The organism is Roseococcus suduntuyensis (assembly GCF_014196305.1).
GTDB lineage: Bacteria > Pseudomonadota > Alphaproteobacteria > Acetobacterales > Acetobacteraceae > Roseococcus > Roseococcus suduntuyensis.
This window is the reverse complement of record NZ_JACIDJ010000002.1, coordinates 461449-481946: the sequence shown is the minus strand read 5'-3', so window position 1 is coordinate 481946 and position 20498 is coordinate 461449. Positions and strand designations below refer to the sequence as shown.

At 69.4% G+C, this 20498-nt stretch carries 16 protein-coding genes; 6 read left to right on the top strand and 10 right to left on the bottom strand.

Annotated elements, in window-relative coordinates:
• Nucleotides 1-49: 49 nt before the first annotated feature.
• Entirely contained in the window at nucleotides 50-508 is a 459-nt protein-coding gene (locus GGQ83_RS08765) for a MarR family winged helix-turn-helix transcriptional regulator (protein WP_184383390.1), read from the top strand.
• Here the strand turns inward: GGQ83_RS08765 and GGQ83_RS08760 are convergent.
• A complete protein-coding gene (locus GGQ83_RS08760) occupies nucleotides 505-861 on the bottom strand; it encodes a hypothetical protein (protein ID WP_184383389.1) in 357 nt (118 codons plus the stop codon). The two genes, GGQ83_RS08765 and GGQ83_RS08760, sit on opposite strands and share 4 nt — an antisense overlap.
• Nucleotides 862-901: 40 nt before the next feature.
• Between GGQ83_RS08760 and GGQ83_RS08755 the strand changes: the two genes are divergently transcribed.
• The 4 genes from GGQ83_RS08755 (at nucleotide 902) to GGQ83_RS08740 (ending at nucleotide 9407) form a co-directional block, all read left to right on the top strand.
• A complete protein-coding gene (locus GGQ83_RS08755) occupies nucleotides 902-1840 on the top strand; it encodes an ArsR/SmtB family transcription factor (RefSeq protein ID WP_184383388.1) in 939 nt (312 codons plus the stop codon).
• Between the two features lie 33 nt (nucleotides 1841-1873).
• Nucleotides 1874-5371, top strand: a complete 3498-nt coding sequence (gene metH, locus GGQ83_RS08750; protein WP_184383387.1) for a methionine synthase — start codon at nucleotides 1874-1876, stop codon at nucleotides 5369-5371.
• A gap of 160 nt (nucleotides 5372-5531) precedes the next feature.
• Entirely contained in the window at nucleotides 5532-6605 is a 1074-nt protein-coding gene (locus tag GGQ83_RS08745; RefSeq protein ID WP_184383386.1) for a TRAP transporter substrate-binding protein, read from the top strand.
• Nucleotides 6606-9407 (top strand): hybrid sensor histidine kinase/response regulator, encoded by a 2802-nt coding sequence (locus GGQ83_RS08740; RefSeq protein ID WP_184383385.1) that lies wholly within the window; start codon nucleotides 6606-6608, stop codon nucleotides 9405-9407.
• A 114-nt stretch (nucleotides 9408-9521) separates the two neighbouring features.
• Here the strand turns inward: GGQ83_RS08740 and GGQ83_RS08735 are convergent, their stop codons facing one another.
• Complete coding sequence (locus GGQ83_RS08735; protein WP_184383384.1) at nucleotides 9522-9935, bottom strand: DUF3775 domain-containing protein; 414 nt, start codon at nucleotides 9933-9935, stop codon at nucleotides 9522-9524.
• Nucleotides 9936-10029: 94 nt separating this feature from the next.
• On the opposite strand from GGQ83_RS08735, the gene GGQ83_RS08730 reads away from it, so the two are divergent.
• Nucleotides 10030-11181 (top strand): FkbM family methyltransferase, encoded by a 1152-nt coding sequence (locus tag GGQ83_RS08730; protein WP_184383383.1) that lies wholly within the window; start codon nucleotides 10030-10032, stop codon nucleotides 11179-11181.
• Between the two features lie 4 nt (nucleotides 11182-11185).
• Here the strand turns inward: GGQ83_RS08730 and GGQ83_RS08725 are convergent, their stop codons facing one another.
• The 8 genes from GGQ83_RS08725 to GGQ83_RS08690 form a co-directional block, all read right to left on the bottom strand.
• The gene (locus GGQ83_RS08725) at nucleotides 11186-12016 is read right to left on the bottom strand and encodes an aldo/keto reductase (protein ID WP_184383382.1); all 831 of its coding nucleotides are present in this window, start codon (nucleotides 12014-12016) and stop codon (nucleotides 11186-11188) included.
• Between the two features lie 125 nt (nucleotides 12017-12141).
• The gene (locus tag GGQ83_RS08720) at nucleotides 12142-13170 is read right to left on the bottom strand and encodes a WD40 repeat domain-containing protein (RefSeq protein WP_184383381.1); all 1029 of its coding nucleotides are present in this window, start codon (nucleotides 13168-13170) and stop codon (nucleotides 12142-12144) included.
• Nucleotides 13170-14150: a CobW family GTP-binding protein gene (locus GGQ83_RS08715; protein ID WP_184383380.1), complete on the bottom strand. Its 981-nt coding sequence runs from the start codon at nucleotides 14148-14150 to the stop codon at nucleotides 13170-13172. The genes GGQ83_RS08720 and GGQ83_RS08715 overlap by 1 nt, the downstream gene beginning before the upstream one ends.
• An 82-nt stretch (nucleotides 14151-14232) precedes the next feature.
• Nucleotides 14233-16647: a pentapeptide repeat-containing protein gene (locus GGQ83_RS08710; RefSeq protein WP_184383379.1), complete on the bottom strand. Its 2415-nt coding sequence runs from the start codon at nucleotides 16645-16647 to the stop codon at nucleotides 14233-14235.
• 52 nt (nucleotides 16648-16699) lie between these two features.
• Nucleotides 16700-17710: a cytochrome d ubiquinol oxidase subunit II gene (locus GGQ83_RS08705; protein WP_184383378.1), complete on the bottom strand. Its 1011-nt coding sequence runs from the start codon at nucleotides 17708-17710 to the stop codon at nucleotides 16700-16702.
• A 5-nt stretch (nucleotides 17711-17715) separates the two neighbouring features.
• On the bottom strand, nucleotides 17716-19071 hold the full coding sequence (locus GGQ83_RS08700) for a cytochrome ubiquinol oxidase subunit I (RefSeq protein ID WP_184383377.1): 1356 nt from the start codon (nucleotides 19069-19071) through the stop codon (nucleotides 17716-17718).
• 6 nt (nucleotides 19072-19077) lie between these two features.
• Nucleotides 19078-19656, bottom strand: coding sequence for a GbsR/MarR family transcriptional regulator (locus GGQ83_RS08695; protein ID WP_184383376.1), 579 nt, complete (start codon nucleotides 19654-19656; stop codon nucleotides 19078-19080).
• A 72-nt stretch (nucleotides 19657-19728) separates the two neighbouring features.
• Nucleotides 19729-20373, bottom strand: a complete 645-nt coding sequence (locus GGQ83_RS08690) for a helix-turn-helix transcriptional regulator (protein WP_260170555.1) — start codon at nucleotides 20371-20373, stop codon at nucleotides 19729-19731.
• Between the last annotated feature and the right edge of the window lie 125 nt (nucleotides 20374-20498).

Here is a 20498-nt window from a genome sequence, read left to right as displayed (position 1 = left end):
CTTTTTTCCCGCCTTGCGGTCGCCTCCGAGGTAGTTTCAAATGCAACTGATGTCAAGCGAAGCGCCCGATTTCCGCCTGGAGGACTTCCTGCCCTACCGGCTTTCGGTGGCGGCCAATCGCGTCTCGCGCCGCTTCGCGGACCGCTATGGCGCGGCCTTCGGGCTCTCGATTCCGGAATGGCGGGTGATGGCGGTGCTGGGTCGCTTCGGCCGGCTGCCCGCGCGTGAGATCGCGGCGCGCACCGCCATGGACAAGGTGAAGGTCAGCCGCGCGGTGCGGCAGCTTCAGGCGCGCGGCTTCCTGGAGCGCGCGGCCGATGCGGCGGATGCGCGGCTGCACTGGTTGGCATTGTCCAAGGCCGGGCAGGGGGTGCATGCCGCCATCGTGCCCATGGCGCGGGAGATGGAGGCGGAGGTGGTGCAGGGCCTGACCACCGAGGAACTCGCGGTGCTGAACGTGGCGCTGGGACGGATCGCGGAGAGGTTTCCTGGGGAGGGGGTGGATTAGGCCCTTCGGTAGCGCGCCGCCGTCACCGCATCCTCCCGCAGCGCGGCCGCCACATCCCCATGCGGGTCCAGCGCCAGCACACGGTCGAACCAGGGCACGGTGCCGCGCACGCGCCCCTGGAAGAGCATGTCCAGCGCCTTGGCCGCCTCGCCCCGGCCCAGGCAGCAGCCGCAGGCGGCGGCGTGGGGGGCCTCGCCGGGCTTGAACTCGGTGATGGCCACCGCGCCATCGGGCGCGGCCTCTCCCCCCGCCGTCAGCACGGCGGCGGGTTTCCCGCGCGAGAGGGCCAGCGCGAGGTTGTCCTCGTTCGCCAGCAGGTGGACCGGGATTCGGGCGTCAATGGACCACGTCATGCGCTGGACATAAGGATATGTTTATGCCATTTGCAAGCCCATGGAAGACCTCCTCACGCAATTGCGCGCCGCGGCCGAGCCGACGCGCCTGAGGCTGCTGGCCCTCTGCGCCCGGGGGGCCTTCAACGTGTCCGAGCTTTGCGCCGTGCTGGGCCAGTCCCAGCCGCGCCTCTCCCGCCACCTGAAGCTGCTGGCCGAGGCGAATCTGCTGGAACGCCTGCCCGAGGGGCCGCATGTCTATTTCCAGCTTCCCGCCGGCGCCGACCTCGCGCGGCTGATCCTGGCGCGCCTGCCGGAAGACGAGCCCGTGCTCCAGGCCGACCGCCGCCAGGCCGCGCGCATCGCGGCCGAGCGGGCCCGTGCCGCCTCCGAAGCCTTCCGCCGCGACGGCATGGACTGGGATGAAATCCGCGCCCTCGGCCTCGATGCCGGCGCCATCGAGGCGGCGCTGCTGGATGCTTTGCCGCCTGGCGTGGAACATCTGCTCGACATCGGCACCGGCACAGGCCGGCTGCTGGAACTGCTGGCCGACCGCGTGCGCCGGGCGCTCGGCGTGGATGCCAGCCGCGAGATGCTGGCGCTGGCCCGCGCGCGGCTGTCCGAACGCGGCCTCGCGGAGCGCTGCTCCGTGCGGCTGGCGGACATGTATCGCCTGCCGCTCGCGGATGCGCGCTTCGACGTGGTGACGATGCAGATGGTGCTGCACTACGCCGAGGACCCGGCGGCCGCGCTGGCCGAGGCCGCGCGGGTGCTGCAGCCGGGGGGCAGCCTGCTGGTGCTGGACCTCGCCGCGCATGGCCGCACCGAGGTGCTGTCCCGCTTCGCCCATCGCTGGCCGGGCTTCGACGATGCCGCCATGGCCGGCTGGCTGGGCGGGGCGGGTTGCGCGCTGGCCGGCACCGCCCAACTCCCGGGTCCGCTCGAGGTGCGGCTGTGGTGCGCGACGCGCCTGCCGGCCCATGCCCTCGCCGTTGCCTGAATCTTCACACCGACACCCAGAGAACACCGACACATGGCCTCCAGACCGCACCTCCTCGATGCCCTGCGTGACCGCGTCCTGCTCTGCGATGGCGGGATGGGCAGCCGCGTCCAGGCGCTGACGCTCGATATCGTCAAGGATTTCTGGGACAAGGAGAACTGCACGGAGGTGCTCTCCCTCTCGCGCCCGGAGCTGATCCGCGAGATCCACCGCGGCTACTACGAGGCCGGCGCCGACATGGTGCTGACCAACACCTTCGGCGGCAGCCCCATCACGCTGGAGGAGTTCGAGCTCGGCGACCGGGCCTTCGAGATCAACAAGATCGGCGTGGAGCTGGCGCGCGAGGCGGCGGAGAGCTTCGCCGATGGCCGCCACCGCTGGGTGGTGGGCGATATCGGGCCCGGCACGAAGCTGCCGAGCCTGGGGCACGTCACCTATGACGCGCTGGAGGCGGCGCTGACCGAACAATGCCTCGGCCTCATCGCCGGCGGGGCGGACGCGATCCTGACCGAGACGAACCAGGACACGCTCTACATCAAGGCCGCCGTGAACGCGGCCAAGATCGCGAAGGCCAAGACGAAGTCCGACATCCCCATCTTCGTGCAGGTGACGGTGGAGACGACGGGCACGCTGCTGGTGGGCCCCGACATCGCGGCCGCCGCGGCCGTGGTGCATTCGCTGGACGTGCCGCTGATCGGGCTGAACTGCGCCTCGGGCCCGCAGGAGATGGCGGAGCACCTGAAGTGGCTCAGCCAGAACTGGCCCGGCCTGCTCAGCGTGCAGCCCAATGCCGGCCTGCCCGAACTGGTGGATGGCAAGACGCACTACCCGCTGGGCGCCGAGGAGATGGCCACCTGGATGGAGCGTTTCGTCGTCGAGGACGGCTTCAACCTCATCGGCGGCTGCTGCGGCACCTCCACGCCCCATATCGCGGCGCAGGATGCGATGCTGCGCCGCCTGGGCGGGGACAAGCACCGCCCCGCGCCCGTGAAGCGCAAGTATCACTGGGTGCCGAGTGTCGCCTCGCTCTACTCGGCCGTCTCGCTGCGGCAGGAGAATTCCTACTTCTCGATCGGCGAGCGCTGCAACGCCAACGGTTCCAAGGCCTGGCGCGAGCGGCAGGCGGCGCATGACTGGGACGGGTGCCTGGCCATCGGGCGCGAACAGGTGGGCGAGGGCTCCAACAGCCTCGACATCTGCACCGCCTTCGTGGGCCGCGACGAGATGATGGAGATGAGCGAGGTCATCACCCGCTTCACCTCCAGCGTGAACGCGCCGCTGGTGATCGACAGCACCGAGACCAACGTCATCGAGGCCTCGCTGAAGCTGCATGGCGGCAAGCCCATCATCAACTCGATCAATTTCGAGGAAGGCGAGGGTGCCGCGCATGACCGCATGAAGCTCGCGAAGAAGTTCGGCGCGGCCGTCATCGCGCTCACCATCGACGAGGTGGGCATGGCCAAGACGGCCGAGGACAAGCTGCGCATCGCCGAGCGCCTGGTGGACTTCGCCTGCACGCACTATGGCCTGCCGCAATCCGACCTGATGATCGACCCGCTGACCTTCACCGTCGCCACCGGCAACGAGGATGACCGCAAGCTGGGCGTCTGGACGCTGGATGGCATCCGGATGATCCGGGAGAAGTTCCCCGAGATCCAGATCATCCTGGGCCTGTCCAACATCTCCTTCGGCCTGAACCCGGCCGCGCGCCACGTGCTGAACAGCGTCTTCCTGGACCATGCGGTGAAGGCCGGCATGACGGGCGCCATCGTGCACGTCTCCAAGATCAAGCCGCTGCACCAGATCCCGCCGGAGGAGGTGCAGGTGATGGAGGATTTGATCTACGACCGCCGCACGGAGGGCTATGACCCCCTGCAGAAGGTCCTGGAGATGTTCTCCGGCCGCAAGGCCGCGGACAATGTGGCCAAGGTGAAGGCGGCCACCGTGCAGGGTCGCCTTAAGGACCGCATCGTGGATGGCGACCGCAAGGGGCTGGAGACGGAGCTGGCCGACGCCATGGCGGAGGGCATGACGCCGCTCGCCATCATCAACGACGTGCTGCTGGACGGCATGAAGGTGGTGGGCGAGCTGTTCGGCGCCGGCAAGATGCAGCTGCCCTTCGTGCTCCAGAGTGCCGAGACCATGAAGGCGGCCGTCGCCTACCTGGAGCCGCACATGGAGCGCGTGGAGGGCCAGGAGAAGGGCATCATCGTGCTCGGCACCGTGCGCGGCGACGTGCACGACATCGGCAAGAACCTGGTGGACATCATCCTCACCAACAACGGCTACAAGGTGGTGAACCTCGGCATCAAGGTGCCCTTGCAGCAGATCGTGGACGCGGCGCGCGAGCACAAGGCGCATGCCATCGGCATGTCCGGCCTGCTGGTGAAGTCCACCGTCGTGATGCGCGAGAACCTGGAGGAGATGTCCCGCCAGGGCGTGGACATCCCCGTGCTGCTGGGCGGCGCGGCACTCACGCGCAACTATGTGGAGGAGGATTGCGTGCAGGCCTATGCCAGCGGCCGCGTGGTCTATGCGCGCGACGCCTTCGACGGCCTGCACCTGATGGACAAGGTGATGGGCAACGACTTCGAGGGCTATCTGGGCACCATCCAGCAGAAGCGCTCGGGCAAGTCGAAAAGCGAGAAGCGCCAGCTTGGCACCGCCGACCCGCGCGGCTTCGCCCCCGTGGACCTGGCCTATGCCCAGACCCGCCGCCGGCGCGAGACGAAGGACCTGCCCGTGCCCACGCCGCCCTTCTGGGGCGCGCGCCTCATGGAGGCGGACCCCAAGGCGCTGGTGCCCTTCATCAATGAGCGCAGCCTGTATCAATTCCAGTGGGGCTTCCGGAAGGCCGGCCGCAGCCTCGACGATTTCCTGGGCTGGGCGAAGCAGGAGCTGCGCCCGGTGCTCAAGCGCATGCTGGCGCTGGCGCAGGAGCAGGAGATCCTCAAGCCCCAGGCCATCTACGGCTACTGGAAATGCGCGGGCCAGGGCAACGAACTGATCCTCTTCGAGGAGGACGGCACCACCGAGGCCGCCCGCTTCCACCTGCCGCGCCAACCGAAGGATGACGGCGACTGCATCGCCGACTTCGTGCGCGACGTGGACGATGCCGAGCGCGACGTGATCGGGCTGCAGGTCGTGACGGTGGGCCAGAAGGCCTCCGACATGGCGCGGGAGTGGTTCGACGGGAACCGCTACCAGGACTATCTCTATCTCCACGGTCTCTCGGTCGAGATGGCCGAGGCGCTGGCGGAATACGTCCACAAGCGCATCCGCGCCGAGCTGGGCTTCGCCGGCGAGGATGCGCGCGACATGGAGAAGATGCTGAGCCAAGGCTATCGCGGCGGGCGCTATTCCTTCGGCTACCCGGCCTGCCCGCGACTGGAGGACCAGGTGCCGCTCCTGAAACTTCTCCAGGCGGAGCGCATCGGCGTCGAGATCAGCGACGAATGGCAGCTTCACCCCGAGCAGAGCACCAGCGCCATTGTGCTGCACCACCCGCGGGCCAAGTACTTCACGGTGTGATGGTGCCCCATGCCGGGGGGCCATCATGCCCCTTGGCCCGGAACCCCCAGCTGGGGCATTGTCGCGCGGTTGCACCGCGCCCTTTCCGGCGTGCAGAAATGTAACCTGGGGTTGCGGGCGTGCGATGAGAGAGGGTGGTCGAATGGGGCGACGGATGCGAATGGCGGCCCTGGCGGTCCTGGTTTCGCTGGGTTTCGCCATGATCGCCGCCGCCTCGCCCGCTGCAGCGCAGCCTGCCGGCACGGCGGCCACGCCAGGCACCTTGCACCTGCGCGTGGTGGGTGGGCTGGCCAGCATCAGCCAGTATGTTCGCTTCGAGAAACCCTTCTGGGAACAGCGCATCCAGGCGCTGTCGGGCGGGCGGATCACCGCGCAGATCGCCCCCTTCGACGAGAGCGGGCTGCGCGCGCCCGAGTTGCTGGCCATGCTGCGCCTCGGCGTCGTGCCCTTCGGCACCGTGTTGCTGGGCGCGGCCGCGGCGGATGAGCCCGAGTTCAACGTGCTGGACCTGCCGGCGCTGAGCCCCGACTTCGCCACGCTGCGCCGCAACGTGGCGCGGGTGCGGCCCTATGTGGAATCCCTCCTGCGCGACCGGCACAATGTCGAGGTCCTGGGCCTCTACACCTATCCCGCCCAGGTCCTGTTCTGCCGCCGGCCCTTCAACGGGCTGGGCGATCTGCGGGGACGGCGTATCCGCACCTCGGGCGTCGCGCAGTCGGAACTGGTGGAGGCGCTGGGCGCCACGCCCGTCGTGATCCCCTTCGCCGAGATCGTCCCCGCGGTCCGCAACAATCTCGTGGAATGCGCCATCACGGGCACGCTTTCGGGCAATGCCATCGGGCTGCACGAGGTGACGGGGCATGTCCATGCCATGGCCATCTCCTGGGGGCTCTCGGCCTTCGGCGCCTCGCGCGGGGCCTGGGCCGCCCTGCCGCCCGACATCCAGGCGCTGCTGCGCGAGGCGGTGGCGGGGTTGGAGCGCGACATCTGGGACGGCGCCGACCGCGAGACGGGCGAGGGCCTGGCCTGCAATGCCGGCCGGCCGGGCTGCGAGCGCGGGTCGCCCGGCCGCATGCAGATCGTCCCCGTCTCGCCCGCGGACACGGCGCTGCGCGACCGGCTGCTGCGCGAGACGGTGGTGCCGCGCTGGGTCAGCCGTTGCGGCGATGACTGCGCCGAGGTCTGGAACCGCCATCTCGCACCCGTGACCGGCTTCCGCGCCGTGGTTGAGTGAATGCAGACCGGCCGCCTTCTGCGCGCCGCGGTGGTCGCGGCGGGCCTCATCATCCTGCTGGCCCAGATCGCGGCCAACCTGCTGCTGACCGAGCGTGCGCATCGCAGCGCGCTCGACACCGCCGAGGAGACCGTGACCCGCGTGGCGCGCTCGGTCGAGGCGACGATGAACCGCACCTTCCTGCAGGTGGACAGCCTCCTGCTCGGCCTGCCCACGCTGCTCAGCCCCTTTGAGGGCTGGGGGCCCGGGGGCAGCTTCGACCGCGCCGCGGCGGGGCGGCTGCTGCGGGAGCTGAACAACCAGAACCTGACCGTCCGCGACATCCTGCTGGTGGGGCCAGGCGGGCCGGAGGTCTCGGGCCTGACCGTCTCGCGCCGCCGCGCCCTGCCCATAGACCTGGCGCGGGACCTTCGCCCCGCGGGGCTTCCGGGGGCGGGGCTGCAACTGGCCGGGCCGGTGCGGAACCCGGGCACGGGCGAATGGTCGCTCTTCTTCGCCCGGAACGTCAGCATCCAGGGCCTGGGGGCGATGATGGCCGTGGCCGAGATGCCGGTCGCCGTCGTCACCGGCCTGCTGGGCGCGGGCGGGGAGCCCGAGGGGCTGCGCGTCAGCCTCGAGATGCGCGACGGCACCTTGCTGGCCACCCTGCCGCCCGATGAGGCGCGCATGGGCCAGCGCCTGGACCGCGCCGTGGGGCAGGGGCTGGTCAGCGTCTCGCGCTTCGACGGCACTTCGGTGATCGGGGTCGAACGGCCCACGCTCTACCCCTCGCTCGCCATCAGCGTCTCGCTCGACCGCGACGTGGCGCTCGCCGCGTGGCGGGTCCAGCGCGACCGCGCGGCGGTGGTCGCGACGGCGTTGACGCTGCTGGTGCTGGCGGTGGTGGCCGCCATGCTGGTGGCGCTGCGCCAGCGCGCGCGCGTGGACGAGGAGCGCCTGCGCTGGCGCCGCACGCTGGAGAACGCGCTGGAGAGCATGACTGACGGCTTCGTCATGTTCGACGCCGAGGACCGTCTGGTCATCTGCAACCAGCGCTACCGTGAATTCTACGCCGAGAGCGCGCCCTTCATCGAGGAGGGCGCCTTCTTCGACGACATCATCCGCGGCGGCGTCGCCAACGGGCAATACCCGCAGTTCGAAGGCGATGTGGACGGCTTCATCGCCGAGCTGAAGGTCTGGCGCCGCTCCGGCGGCGCGCCGATCGAGCGGCTGCTGCCCGATGGCCGCTGGATCCTGATCACGGAACGCCCCACCCCCGATGGCGGCACGGTGGGCATCCGCACCGACATCACCGCGCTGAAGGAGGCCGTGCGCGAGGTCGAGGCCGCGGCCGAGGCCAAGAGCATGTTCCTGGCCCGCATGTCGCATGAGCTGCGCACGCCGCTGAACGCCATCCTGGGCTTCGCCGGGCTGTTGCTGTCAGACCGCAGCATGACGCCCGCCCACTACGAGCAGCTGCGCCTGCTGCACGAGGCGGGGTCCCATGTGCGGGAACTGGTGAACGGGCTGCTGGACCTCGCCAAGATCAATGCCGGCAAGCTGGAGCTGGAGCAGGCGCCGCTCGCGCTCACGCCGCTGCTGGAGGGTTGCCTGGGTTTCCTCAGCCCGGATGCGCGGCGCAAGCAGATCACGCTGCGCATGGTGGCCGACCCGGACCTGCCGGCCGGCGTGCTGGGCGACGCGACCCGGCTGCGGCAGATGATCCTGAACCTGTTGTCCAACGCGGTGAAGTTCACCCCCGTGGGCGGGCGGGTGGAGCTGCGGGTGCGCCCCATCTCGGGCGGCATCCGCGTCGAGGTCCAGGACAGCGGGCCGGGTGTGCCGCGTGAGAAGCGCCACCTGCTGTTCCAGGATTTCACCCAGCTGGGCGAGCTGGGCGACCCCGAGAGCCCGGGAACGGGCCTCGGCCTTGCCATCACCGCGCGGCTGGTGGCGCTCATGCAGGGGAGGATCGGCGTGGAGAGTGAACCCGGCCAGGGGGCGATGTTCTGGGTGGAGGTGCCGCTCGCCGAGGCGACCCCCCCGCGCGAGCCCGCGCAGCCCGGCATGGCCGGCGGCTCCGTGCGGCCGCTGCGCCTCCTGGTGGCGGACGACATCGCGCCCAACCGCCTGCTGATGCGCGCCCTGCTCGGCGCGGCCGGCCATGAGGTGACGGTAGTGACGGATGGCGCCGAGGCGCTGGCCGCCGTCCAGTCCCAGCCTTTCGACGCGGTGCTGATGGATGTCCGCATGCCGGGCATGGACGGGCTGGAGGCGACGCGACGCCTGCGCGCCCTGCCGGGGCCCGAGGCCCGCCTGCCCGTGATCGCGGTCACGGCCTCGGCCTTGCCGGAGGAAATCACGGAATGCCGCGCGGCGGGCATGGACACGCATGTGGCCAAGCCCGTGGACCGGGCGGTGCTGCTGGGGTTGCTCGCGCGCATCACCGCCGGGCCCGAGGCCCCGCCCGCCGAGGCCGTTCCGCCCGACCCCGTGGCCGCGCTGCGCGCCGAGCTGGGCGAGGCGGCGCTTCCCCTGTTGCACGGCTTCATGGACGAACTGGACGAGGTGGCGGCCGCGCTGGAGGTGCCGGGCGTGTCGGGCCAGATCCTGAACGCGCTCATCCATCGCGGCCAGGGCGCCGCCGCCAGCCTGGGCGACCGGCCCGTGATCGCGGCGCTGGAGGCCGCCCATCGCCGCCTGCGCGAGGGCGAGGCCGCCCCCGCCGTCCTGGCCGGGCTGCGTCCCGCCCTGCGCACCGAGTTGCCGCGGCTGCGCGCCGCGCTGGAGAAGGCGCTGGGGCCTTCCGCGGTGGCGAAATAGGGCGGGCCGGGCGCTCGAGCATGCTGCGTTCAGATGCGTTCACACAGCCTGCTCGAGCCCTCGCTGAGAGCGGGATTCAGCGTTTTCGGTGATTCCACCTCAACGCATCCCGCTCTACCGGTCCACCTCCTCCACGCTCAGCCCGAAGGCGGCCACGCCCTCGGCCAGCAGGTCGCCCAGGCCTTCCATCCCGGCCAGGTAGGCGCTGGCCGGGCCGGCGGCATTGCGCTCGGTGGCGAGCTTCAGCGCCTCGGCCCATTCCTCCGGCTCATGGTCGCCGCGGCCCACCCAGGCGAGCGCGATCAGCACCACCTGCTGTTCCTCGTTCAGCTCGTCGAGGTAGTCGGTCAGCATTTCCTCGGTGATCTCGTCCTCGAGGTCGTCGTCCAGCTCCTCGTCGTCATCGGCGCGGCCGGCCTCGGCCTCCTCGGCTTCCTGGACGGCGCGGGCCAGGTCCACCACCGTGGCCACCACCTCAAGGCTGATGCCCAGGTCCACCTCGCCGTCTTCGTTCTCTTCGACTGCCATGCTAAGTCTTCCTCGTCCGCGTTACGGGCTTCTTTCGCGCCCGGTGTGCCACCCATGGGGCCACGCATCCGGTTGCCCCGGGGAGGGGGCGTGCATGTCCGCCACCCCTGGCCCCGAAATTCCGGCGCATGTCGTCGTCTGGGCCTACCGCCTTATTCTAGGCCGCGATGCCGAGAGCAAGGAAGTCATTCGGCAATGGCAGTCGCTGGGCGATGCGCCGGCGCTGGTGCGCCATTTCATGGGCAGCGCCGAATTCCGCCAGACCCGTGCCGGCCGCGGCCTGTCGCCCGAAAGCCTGGTGCCGGCGGATGCGGACGCGCTCGATGCCTGGCACTGGCTGCGCCATGGGCGGCCGGCGCCCGGGGAGACGGGGCCCGTGCCCCCCTTCCTCACCCTGCGCGAGGCGCTGCTGCATGGCTGGGACACCCTGCCGGACGTCCCCCCCGATGCGGTCCTGGTGGAGGTGGATGGCAGGCCGCATTGGGTGCGCGGCATCGCGGGCGATCCCTATCTGCGAAACGCGCCGAACGAGGCGGCCATGCTGCAGCGCCTTGTCCGGCTCACGCGCGCCCTGCTGCCCGATGGCGGCGAGGGCGCGGTGCTGCTCGATGGCGGGGCGAATCTGGGGCTGAGCGCGCTGGCCATGGCGGCCGGCGCGCCGCGCCATGCGCGGCTGCTCGCCATGGAGCCCAATCCACGGCTGGGTGCCCTTCTGCGGGACAACCTGGCCCGGAACGGGCTGGCGCACGCCGAGATCCATCAGGCCGCGCTGGTGGCCACCCCCGGCGAGGTGCTGCTGCACGACCCCGCGAGTGCGTCGGTGGCCTTCGTGACGGCGGCCGAGAATGGCGTGGGCAGCGGCGCGCGCCATGCCGTTCCGGGGGTGACGCTGGACGAGCTCGCGCGGCCGCTTGCGCGCCTCGACCTCGTGAAGCTGGACATCGAGGGCTCGGAGACACAGGCCATCAAAGGTGGCCTCCGGAGCCTGCGGCGCCTGCGCACGGCCGTCTATGCGGAGCTGAACATCTGGACGCAGCTGCGCTTCGCCGGTGCCAACCCGCTGCGCGTGATCGAGACATGGGCGAAGTGGTTCCCGCATGTCGTGCACTTCACCGAGGCCGGCCCGCGCCCCGTCGAGGGCGTGCATGCGCGGAGCAAGATGGTGCACGACATCCTGATGTCGCCGGGCCGGCATGACGACATCGTGCTGTGCTTCGACCTCGACTGGGTGAAGCGCTGGGTCTGAGGCCTCAGGCCGCCCAGTCGGGCGCGAAGTCGGGGTCCACGAGGCGCCGCCCCTTGGGCAGGGCGTCCAGCGCCGCGATGTCGGCCGCCGTGAGCGTCACGTCCAGCGCGCCCAGGTTCTCCTTCTGGCGCGTGGGGCTGGCCGCCTTGGGAATGGCCGAGACATCGCCCTTGGCGAGAAGATAGGCCAGCGCCACCTGCGCGGGCGTCACCCCATGCCGTGCGGCGATGGACGCGATCTCGGGCCCTTCCGCGGCCTTTCCCTTGCCGAGGGGGGTGTAGCTGGTCAGCACCATGCCGGCCGGCCCCGTGATGGACAGCAGCGCCGACTGGTCCAGCAGGACATGGTGTTCCACCTGCAGGCAGGCCAGCGGCGTGATCTTGAGGTTCAGCGCCTGGCGCAGCAGGCCCGGCGGGAAGTTGGAGACGCCCACCGCGCGCGCCTGCCCGCCCTGGCGCAGCGCCTCCAGCGCCTCCAGGACCGAGGGGAGGTCCAGCTGCGGCGAGGGCCAATGCACCAGCAGCAGGTCCACATAGGGGGTGGCGAGGCGGTCGAGGCAGGCCAGCGCGGCGGCGCGGAAGCGCGGCCCGTCGGGCTTGTCGAACCAGACCTTGGTGGTGAGGAAGATGTCCCCGCGCGCGACGCCGCTGGCGCGGATCGCGGCCCCCACCTCCACCTCATTGCCATACATCTCGGCCGTGTCCACGTGGCGGTAGCCGAGGCCGAGGGCGGATTCCACCGCCGCCTGGCCTTCGGCGCCCTTCAACGGCCAGGTGCCGAGGCCCAGGCGCGGCATGGACATGTGCGGGGTGGTGATGACGGGGCTCTGGCCCATGCGGCGTGTCCTGCTGATGGAGCGTGATCGCCGAAGGGCGGAAGGCCCGAAGGCGTGAATCACGCGAGGAGACAACGGTGAAGCGTGATCGCCGGGGGGCGTGAATCACGCGAGGAAGGCGAAGTTCAACGCTTCGACAGGTCAATCAGGCCGGCGAAACCCGTCTCCGTGCCGAAGGCGAGGTGGGTCCCGCTGGCGTTCCAGGCCAATGCCGAGACGCCGCCATGCCCGGGCGGGGCCAGCGGCAGCACCCGGCCCGAACCGACCTCGGCCAGCAGCACCAGCCCGTCCTCGAAGCCCGCCGCCACCATCTCGTGCTGCGGGTGGCAGGCCACGCGGGTGCACATCACCTGGTCGCCGCCGGCGAGTTCGGTGGGCGCCTTGCCCATGGGCCCGCCGCCGAAGAAGGGCCAGAGCACCACGGCCTCGGCCCCGCTGGTGGCGAGCCACTTGCCCTTGGCGCTGAAGCTCAGGCTGTGCGTCTTGGTGGGGTAGCCCGACATCCGCATGTGCTGGCCGTCCGCGAGGCGCCAGCCATGCAGCGACATCTCCTGCATGGCGGTGACCACATGCGTGCCGTCCGGGCTGAAGGCGATGGCGTGGTGGCTGCCCTTCCACTCCAGGACCCGCGGCTTGTCCTCCTTCGCGTTCACGAACCAGAGGGATGCCCCGTTATAGTGGCTGGCGGCGATGCGCTTGCCCTTGGCGTCGAAGCACAGCCCGCCCACGGTGGAGGGGTGGGCCAGCGACTTCACCGCCTCGCCCTTCGCGTCCAGCACATGAACGGCCTTGGCGACGGAGGCGGCGCGGAAGCCGCCCTCATGGGCCGCCACATGCTCCACCCACTTCCGGCCGAAGCGGGCGAGTTCGGTGGCGGTGCCGTCGGGGGCGACCTGCATCAGCCGCCCATCGTCGCCGCCGGTCAGGACGCCCTCGCGGATGTCGGCGCAGAGGTCGAGGCAGGCGCCGTCATGCACCTCGACGCGCCGCCATTCGGCTCCGGCCGCGGTGGTGAGATGCACGCTGCCATCGCCCAGGCCGAAGCCGAGGCTGCGCCCGTCGCGGCCGAAGGCGATGCCGACCACCCAGGCGCCGAGGTCGCGCGAGACGCCGCGGCTGTCGAGCAGATAGGCGATGTCGTCTTCCGCCTGCATCAGGCCGGCACCTGGCAGGCCTCGAAGCCGCGGCGCAGCTGGGGCCGGTTCAGGTCGCGCCCGATGAAGACGATCTTGGAACGGCGGGCATCACCCTCCTTCCAGGGCGAGATGTAGTCGCCATCCGCGATCATGTGGACGGCCTGGAAGGCGAAGCGACGGTCCTCGCCGGGATAGGCCAGGATGCCCTTGGTCCGCAGCAGGTCCTGGCCCTTGGCGGCGAGCAGGTCCGTCATCCAGCTGTTGAACTTCTCGGGGTCTATGGCGCGCTCCACCTCGAAGCTGACGGAGTTCACTTCGCTGTCATGCTCGTGGTCGTCCTCGCCCGAGAGGAAATCGGGTTCGCGGGCCAGGATGCGCTCCAGGTTGAAGGCGTCGCGGCCGATGACGCTGTCGATGGCCACGTTGGACTTGGTGCTGCGGACCAGCTCGGCCATCGGGTTGATGGCGCGGATCTTCGCCTCGACGGCCTGCGCCTCCTCCTCCGACACGAGGTCCATCTTGTTCAGCAGGATGAGGTCGGCGAAGGCGATCTGCTCCTCCGCTTCCTTGCTGTCGTTCAGGCGGGCGGAGAGGTGCTTCGCGTCCACGACGGTCACGATGCTGTCCAGGCGCGTGGCCTTCTTCACGTCCTCGTCCACGAAGAAGGTCTGGGCGACGGGGGCGGGGTCGGCCAGGCCCGTGGTCTCGAGGATGATGCCGTCGAACCTGTCGCGCCGCTTCATCAGGCCCGAGAGGATGCGGATCATGTCGCCGCGGACGGTGCAGCAGATGCAGCCATTGTTCATCTCGAACACTTCCTCGTCGGCATCCACGACGAGGTCATTGTCCACCCCCAGCTCCCCGAACTCATTGATGATAACGGCGAATTTCTTGCCGTGGTTCTCGGTGAGGATGCGGTTCAGCAGGGTGGTCTTGCCCGCACCCAGGTAGCCGGTCAGCACGGTGACGGGGACGGGCGCGCGGGTGGTGTCGCTCATGGGGGTCCTCCAGGGACGGAATTCATCGCCCCAAGAGATGGACCGGGCGGGGGGCGGTGAAAACCCCCCGGCCGCGCCCGCGTCAGTTGATCTGGAAGCGGCGGCGGATGGAAAGGCCGGCGAGGAAGGCGAGGATCAGCGCCAGCAGGGATTGCAGGGAGCCCAGGCCGCGGATGGCGAGGGAGAACAACGCATCCGTGGGGCCTTGCAGCAGCGACTGCACTGGGCTCTGCGCGATCTGGGCGGGGGTGAGCGTCCAGGGGCCGAAGGGCAGGACGCGCTGGGCCGAGTGGCTGAGGCATTCGACGAGGACGACGCGGGGCGTCGGCCCCGCCAGCGCCTCACCCCGCCCCCCGTAGAGCAGCCCCGCATAGGCGGCCGCGAAGGCCGGGACCAGGAGCACCAGCCACAGCAGCGGGCGGCCGATGGAGCGGCCGTAGTCGGCCACGGCACCATAGGCGTGGGAGATCAGGCGCTCCCACCAGGGGATTGCCCGCTGGTGGCGGCGCGCCATGAGTTCGAAGGCGTAGAACATTTGCTCCCGTGCCTTGTTGGAGGATTTCTCCATGGCCTGCTTCAGGACGCGGCAGCCGCCCTCCAGGTGCCGCAGCGCGGCTTCGCGCTCGGCGTAAGCCTCTGCCTCCTTGCGCTCGGTGTGGAAAGTGGCGTTGGCGGTGGGTTCGTCCGCATCATCGAGCTGTAACCCGCCTTGCAGCACCACTCCGTCGAAAGCCGCGAAACGGCGGACGCCGGCGCCTTGGAAGCTGGCGAGGTCCTTGAACACGGCCTGGCTGAACATCCCCTGCGCGTCAGCCAAGCACTTGGGCCAAGTCAATTGCTGGAAGGACGCGAGCCGCGCGAAGATGGAGGCGGTGAACTCCACGCGCCGCTCGAAGCGGGCGTGATCGAACTCCGTAACGCCGCCAAAGTGCCAGTCGCGGAAGCGAATGGACCGGGCGTCGTTTGGCGGGCTCGGAAACAGGAACCCAGCATGCTGGAACGAGACGCGCGCGGCGAATTCGCCCCCGTCGAAGCTTGCGTTTCCGGAGAAGGTCACACGGTCGAAACTTGCGTTTCCGGAGAAGGTCGCGCTGTCGAAGCGGGCGTCGGCGGAGAAGGTGGCGCTGTTGAAGTTGATTTCTCCGGAGAAGATCGCGCAGCCGAAGCTTGCGTTTCCGGAGAAGGTCACACGGTCGAAACTTGCGTTTCCGGAGAAGGTCGCGCTGTCGAGGCGGGCGTCGGCGGAGAAGGTGGCGCTGTTGAAGTTGATTTCTCCGGAGAAGGTCGCGCTGCCGAAGTGGGTGTTTCCGGAGAAGGTCGCGTTGTCGAAGTTAGCGTTTCCGAAGAAGGTCGCGCTGTTCAAGCCAGTTTCTCCGGCGAAGGTCGCGCTTTTGAAGCTGGTGTTTCCGGAGAAGGTCACGCTGTAGAAGCTGGTTTCCCCGGAGAAAGTCGCGCTGTCTAAGCGGACGTCTCCGGAGAAGATCGCGCTGTGGAAGCCGGCTTCCCCGGAGAAAGTCGCTCTGTCGAAGCGGGTGTTTCCGGAGAAGGTAGTGCTGTAGAAGTGGGCGTCTCCGGAGAAGGTCGCGCTGTGGAAGCCGGCGTCTTTGGAGAAATTTGCGCTTTGGAAGCCGGCGTCTTTAGAGAAGGTCGCACTCTCGAAGAAGGCGCGTCCGGAGAAGGTAGCTCTGTCGAAGAAGGCGTATCCGGAGAAGGTCGCGCTGGTAAAGCTGGCGTCTCCGGACAAGGTCGCGCTGGAGAAGTGGGCGGCTCCAGAGAAGGTCGCGCTATAGAAAATAGCGCCTCCGGAGAAGGTTGAGCTGTTGAAGCTGGCCTCTCCGGAGAAGGTCGCTCTGAAGAAGTGGGCGACTCCGGAGAAGATCGCGCCGTTGAAGCTGGCGTCTGCGGAGAAGGTCGCGCGACGAAACAGCGCACCGTCGAAAAAATTTGCGTACTCGCAACGAAAGCCCGCGCCGAGCATCGGCGTGTCCTCCCACTCCCGCGGGAGCATGGCCCAATCGCACACGGCGTGCAGCACCCGCGCCGGGTCGGTGGGAGCCCGCAGCAGCACCGTGCCCCAGAGCTGCGCCCTTCCGTCCGGTGCCGTGGCAATGCAGAAACGGTCCGTGGCCGTCTCCGAGGCAGCGGCTACCCGGTGCCCGATCACTGCCGCCAGGCAGTCGCGCTCCGCCTCGGGCCATCCGTCCTTGGCGGCCGACCCGTCCGACCACCGCAACGGCACATGCGCGATGTGCCAGTCCCGGCCATCCGGCCCGCGCACCAACTCCCCTACCGCGCGCAGCGTCGCGTCGTCGCGAAGCAAGCCCGTCGCGGGGTCGCGCCGCCACCACGCCTGCAGGTCCTGCTCGCCGTGCGCCCCCCCATGGAGCACGTCTCCGTATTGGCCCACGGGCTTCCCCGCGAGCCCGGCCCAGGAGAAGTCGTGTATCCACCACGCCGCCCACCAGTCGGCCTGAAGCTCCGCCGTGCTCTTCGCCATGCCCTGCCCGTCGCTATGCCGCGGGCCATGCTATGTCAGGTTGCGGAGCAGGTCAGTAATACTTCAAATCCTGCGCCTTCCCGCCGAACACCCGCCACACATAGAAGGTGTAGAGGAAGATCATCGGCAGCACCGCCGCCGCGCCGAACAGGATGATCAGCAGCGATTCCGGCGCCGAGGCCGCCTCGAAGATCGTCACCTGCTCGGGCACCACATAGGGCCAGAAGGAATAGGCCAGCCCCTGGAAGCACAGCACGAAGATGGCGGCGGTGGCGGCGAAGGGCACCCAGTCCAGGCTGTGGTCCACGCGGGGGAAGCGGCGCAGGAAGATGTGCAGCACCAGGAACAGCGCGCCGGTGGCCAGCGGGATGGGCGCCAGCATCAGCGCCTCGGGCATGGAGAACCAGCGCTCGAAGATGCGGGGGGAGGCCAGGGGTGTTGCGGCACTCACCACCAGCACGCCCGCCCAGGTGGCATAGAGCGCCCCCCGGGCCCATCGGGCGGCGCGCAGCTGCAACTCGCCCTCGGCCCGCCAGACCAGCCAGCAGGCGCCGACCAGCGTGTAGCCGGCCACCGTGAAGACCCCCACCAGCAGGGAGAAGGCGAAGGCGGGCCAGGAGGGGTCGAAGCCCAGGATGTAGCTGCCCAGCATCCAGCCCTGGCTGAAGGCGGCGAGGATGGAGCCCATCTGGAAGGCCACATCCCATTTGGGCTTTTGCGGCTCGGGCGCCTTGGCGCGGAACTCGAAGGCCACGCCGCGCAGGACGAGGCCGGCCAGCATGAGCGCCACGGGGATGTAGAGCGCCGTCAGGATCATGCCATGGGCCACGGGGAAGGCCACCAGCAGCAGCCCCACCCCCAGCACCAGCCAGGTCTCGTTCGCGTCCCAGAAGGGGCCGATGGAGGCGATCATCCGGTCGCGCTGCGCCTCCTCGCCGGTGGCGCGCAGCAGCACGCCCACGCCGAGGTCATAGCCGTCCAGGATGGCGTAGAGCAGCATCGCGACGGCCAGCAGCACCGCGAAGGTGATGGGCAGCCAGGCGCCGTCGGGGAGGGTTTCCATGGGCGTCACTCCGCGGGGACGATGGGGCGAAGGGGGTCGCGTCGGCCCAGCTCCTCGGGCTCCGGCGCGGTGGGGCGGCGGGCCAGGTGCATCAGCGTGCCGATATAGGCGGCCAGCAGCGCCACGTAGATCAGCAGGTACATGAGCAGCGAGCCCATGATGGTGGTGGCCGCGACCGGCCCCGCCGCCTCGCCCGTGCGCAGGATGCCGGTGACGAGCCAGGGCTGGCGGCCGATTTCCGTCACATACCAGCCGGCCAGCGTGGCCACCCAGCCCGAGAAGGTCATGCCCACCAGGGCGCGGGCCAGCCAGGGGGTGACGCCGCGGCGCCACAGCACCCAGGCCCCCCACCAGGAGACCAGCAGCATCAGCATGCCGATGCCCACCATCACGCGGAAGGCGTAGAAGACCGGCGCCACGGGCGGGTGCTCGCCCACGAACTCGTTCAGGCCGCGGATCTCGCCATCCATCCGGTGCGTCAGGATGAGCGAGGCGAGGTAGGGGATGTTCACCTCGAAGCGGTTGGTGCGGTTGGCCTCGTCGGGGATGGCGAAGAGGCGCAGCGCCGCCCCCCGCTCGGTCTCCCAGATGCCCTCCATGGCGGCCACCTTCTGCGGCTGGTGCTGCAGGGTGTTCAGCCCGTGCAGGTCACCCGCCAGGATCTGCGCGGGGATCAGCACCGCGCCCATCACCACGCCCGTCCGCAGCGCCTTGAGCACGCCCGGCGCGCGGTCGCCACGCAGCCAGCGCCAGGCGGAGAGGCCGGCCACCAGGAAGGCCACCGTCAGCCCCGAGGCCAGCAGCATGTGCGCCAGGCGATAGGGCATGGAGGGGTTGAACACGATGGCCCACCAGTCGGCCGCATAGACCACGCCGTCGCGGATCTCATGCCCCGCCGGCGTGTGCATCCAGGAATTCAGCACCAGGATCCAGAAGGCGGACAGCGTGGTGCCGCCCGCCACCAGCACGGTGGCGAGCGTATGGATGCGGTTGGACACCCGCCCATAGCCGAACAGCATGATGGCGAGGAAGCTCGCTTCCAGGAAGAAGGCCGTGATGACCTCATAGGCCAGCAGCGGCCCGGCCACATTGCCCACGCGCTCCATGAAGCCCGGCCAGTTGGTGCCGAACTGGAAGGACATGACCACGCCCGACACCACGCCGAGCGCGAAGCTCAGCGCGAAGACCTTCACCCAGAATTTATAGGCGTCCATCCAGGCCACATCGCCCGTCGCGTTGAAGCGCAGCTTGAAGAACAGCAGCACCCAGCCCAGCGCGATGGTGATGGTGGGGAACAGGATGTGGAAGGAGATGTTCGCCGCGAACTGGATGCGGGCGAGGAGGATCGGGTCCAGGTCCATGGCGGGTCAGCCTTCCTGTGCCTTCCGGCGGGGCTTGCGGGTCACGATTTCGTGGAAGCGGTCGGTGGCCTCCAGCACGCGGGCCACGCGCCCGCCGAGCTTGAGCAGCGCCACCAGCCGTTCGTCGGGCAGCTTCTGCACGTCATCCATCCAGCCGGTGAGCAGGGAGATGACCTCGTGCAGGCTCTCCATGCGCTTGTGCGCGTGGCGCTCGGCGTCGCTGCGGGGCGTCTGCATCAGCGTGTCGCGCAGCAGGGTCAGCGTGGGGTCCACCTCGCGCTTGCGGCGCTCCTCGGCCAGCGTGCGGACGATGGCCCAGACGTCGTCGGGCGTCGTGAAATGCTCGCGCCGGTCGCCGGGCAGGTGCTGCAGCTTGATGAGGCGCCAGTTCTCCAGCTCCTTCAGCCCCATGGAGACGTTGGAGCGGGAGAAGCCGAGCGATTGCGCGATCTCATCCGCCGGCAACGGCCGGTCGGACAGGAACAGCAGGGCATAGATCTGCCCCACCGTGCGGTTGATGCCCCAGCGCGAGCCCATCTCGCCGAAGTGGAGGACGAAGGCGGCGGTGGAGGGGGGCAGGTCCATGGAGGACGATATGTTCAGGAATTTCTGAAATGACAAGCGTGTCAGGTTAGGATTTTTGCCGGCCCCGCGGGTCTACCCGCGCCCTGGCCTCCCATAGGGCCGCACCATCCCCCGCAGCACCGCCTGCAACAGCGCCTGGTCCCGTGTGCGGGCCCCCAGCTTGGTGCGGGCCGACCGCAGGTGCAGCTCCACCGTCACGGGGGTGATGGCCATCCGGTGCGCGATCTCCTTCGTGCGCAGCCCCTCTGCCAGCCACTCCAGGACCTCCGCCTCCCGTGCCGTGAGGGGCGGCGGGGCATCCAGGCGCATCTGCAGCAGGCGCAGCGCCAGCGGCAGGCTTTCGCCCAGGGCGAGGCGCAGCCGCGCCAAGGCCTCCGGTTGCAGGCCGGAGCCGATGTTCCACGCCACGCCCGGCTGCCCCGGCAGCATGAGGGAGAAGCCCGAATGGAAGCCGGCCTCCCCCGCCTCCTCGATCAGCCGCTGCTGCCTGGGGTCGAGGTGGCGCAATGCCGCCAGATGCGCCGCCCCGGTCGGCATGGAGCGGCCGGGCGTCATGCAATGCTCGTAGAACGGATCAATGCGCGCATAGCCCTGCGCCATGTAGTGCGCCACCCAGTCATGGCCCATGTTCGTCCTGATCTTCGGTGATGCGCCCCGCACATCGTAAAGAATGAGACGATCCACTCCAAAATGCGCCATGTATTCGCTGAAGCGCATCCAGGACGTGTCCGCATCCGCCGGCGCCAGCACTTCCAGAAGATGGGCAAGATCAAGCATTCCAGAACAAGACTACGGTTTTCCATAGATTGTCACCCTGCAATCGGGGTGCGACGAGCGATGGC